Raw genomic sequence first — 2,029 nt, 5'->3', positions numbered from 1 at the left:
GGCTGCTCCGCAAGAGCAAACTCGATATCGCGGTCGGCAAAACCCGGTTCACCGGTTGCCAGCCCGAAGCCAAGGACTGCAACGAGAACGATGCCAAGGGCGCTCGCTATTTCGGCAATGCCTATGCCAGCGGCGCCATCTGCAATTCCGCTTGCCCGCTGATGTTTGCCGGCGGCATCAGGCGCGTGGTCGGGCAATGGGCCTATCTCGGCGTCCATCAGATCACCACGACCTACATCCGGACGAAATTGCAGTACCGGACCACCTATCGCGTGGTGAGGGGCAAGAAGAAGGTCCTCAGCAAGAAGATCGTCGGCCGCAAGAATGCCGGCAGCTACAAGACCTACGAGATGAGCAAGTCGGTGGAGAAAAGACTGGCGGCCTATCTGAAGGAAATGGGCGTCGGCCAAGGCGTGCTCGAGACGATGAAGAACACGCCGGCCAGCACCATCCAGCAACTGGCTCCCTACGACATGCTGCAGACGAAGCTCGTTACCAGCCTGGATGCCGTCGACCTGCTGACCGCGGCAACCCTGTGCAACACCGATCCGGTGGCCCCGAACTGCAGGGAAGTACCGGCGCCGGCCGGCGACGTGGTGGCATACGCCAAGCCCGCTCCCGCCGCGTCGGTCGAACGCGAAACCGTGCAGCGGGCCGATGTTGGCGATATGCGCTTCGTTCTGGTTCGAGGCAGAAGTTTTCTCTGCGATCCCAATTGTCCCGAATGGATCTCCGCGGAAGGCACGATTAGCGCTCAGACGCCGGAACGGCTGCGCCAACTGCTGGACAAGATCGGTGATCGGCGACTGCCCGTGGTGATCAACTCGCCGGGAGGTGACGTGCTTGGCGCTTTGGCCGCCGGGAGGCTGATCCGAGAACGCAAGCTCGACGTGGCGGTTGCGCGGACGGACTTCATTGGATGCGAGCCGGACAAGACGGATTGCACCGCCGAAAATGGCATCTATATCGGGCTCACAATCGATGCGAGTGGCGCGTGTGGCGCGGCCTGTCCGATCATGCTTGCCGGCGGTGTCAGACGCCTTGTCGGCCCTCGTGCGCAGTTGACCGTGGATTCCACGGGGTTGGAGCCGCAGGTCAAAACCTATCTCAAGGACATGGCGGTCGGACCCGGTTTGCTGGTGGCGATGCGGTCGGCGCCGGACTCGCGCCATCGGCGGCTCGAACCCGACATGATGTTGAAAGCCGGGCTGACGACCGGGCTTGAATCGGTTGACGAATTTACCGGTCCGACCATCTGCAAGTCGGAGCCAATGCCGGAGAATTGCCGCGTGGTTCCGACGTCCGAGGTTCAGGCTGACGCGCCCGTCAAGTTGTAAGGCGCGGCAGCCGGCCCAAGCTGGCCATAGAGGCAGGTTGAGCAACGTTCGATAGTTCCGCTATCGTCCGAACCAAGTGACAGTCCCGCCGGCCGAGGATCGAGAATGAGCCAGGATATCCCGACATTGTTCGAATGGGCCGGCGGCACCGAAGCGCTGAATCGCCTGACCCAAACGTTCTACGACAAGGTGTCTAGGGATCCTGTCGTCGGCCCGGTGTTCAAAAACATGTCGCCGGACCATCCCGCGCATGTCGCGGCCTTCATCGGCGAGGTCTTTGGTGGACCGAAGACCTACAGCGAAGAGCATGGCGGCCACCGCGAGATGGTGATGCACCATCTCGGCAAGCACCTGAGCGAGGAACAGCGCCGCCGCTGGATCAATCTTCTCGCTGACGCTGCCGACGAGGTCGGGCTGCCCGACGATCCGGAATTCCGCTCGGCTTTCATGGCCTATATCGAATGGGGGTCGCGGCTGGCCAAGATGAACTCCAACCTTGGCGAGACCTGCGATCCTGAGACGGAACCGATGCCGGCCTGGGGCTGGGGCGTGCCCGGCGGACCGTACAAGCCGCCTTCTGGAAACTGACCAGAGCGCGATCCGGTCGCCCCCCGACCCGACGGGCGGGACCGATTGGCAGGAAACGGGTGGCTGTGAATTGTTCGGTTCCGCGAGGCTGGACCGGTTGGGGC

Annotated in this window: 2 protein-coding genes; both read left to right on the top strand. The window is 62.7% G+C overall.

From position 1 onward, the window contains the following. The coding region (locus E5W87_RS19930) for a hypothetical protein (protein ID WP_292401156.1) at nt 1-1,337 on the top strand (1,337 nt) is incomplete at its 5' end. A 105-nt stretch (nt 1,338-1,442) separates the two neighbouring features. Further along, nucleotides 1,443-1,925: a group II truncated hemoglobin gene (locus E5W87_RS19925; RefSeq protein WP_292401153.1), complete on the top strand. Its 483-nt coding sequence runs from the start codon at nt 1,443-1,445 to the stop codon at nt 1,923-1,925. The last annotated feature ends 104 nt before the right edge of the window (nt 1,926-2,029 follow it).

It is taken from the genome of Mesorhizobium sp. (assembly GCF_004962925.1).
In the GTDB taxonomy this organism is placed as follows: domain Bacteria; phylum Pseudomonadota; class Alphaproteobacteria; order Rhizobiales; family Rhizobiaceae; genus Mesorhizobium.
Note: the sequence above shows the minus strand (reverse complement) of the source record. Positions and strands in the feature narration are given on the sequence as shown.

Coding starts and splice junctions, on each gene's coding strand:
- E5W87_RS19925 (WP_292401153.1), top strand. CDS start 1,443: ATGAGCCAGGATATCCCGACATTGTTCGAATGGGCCGGCGGCACCGAA.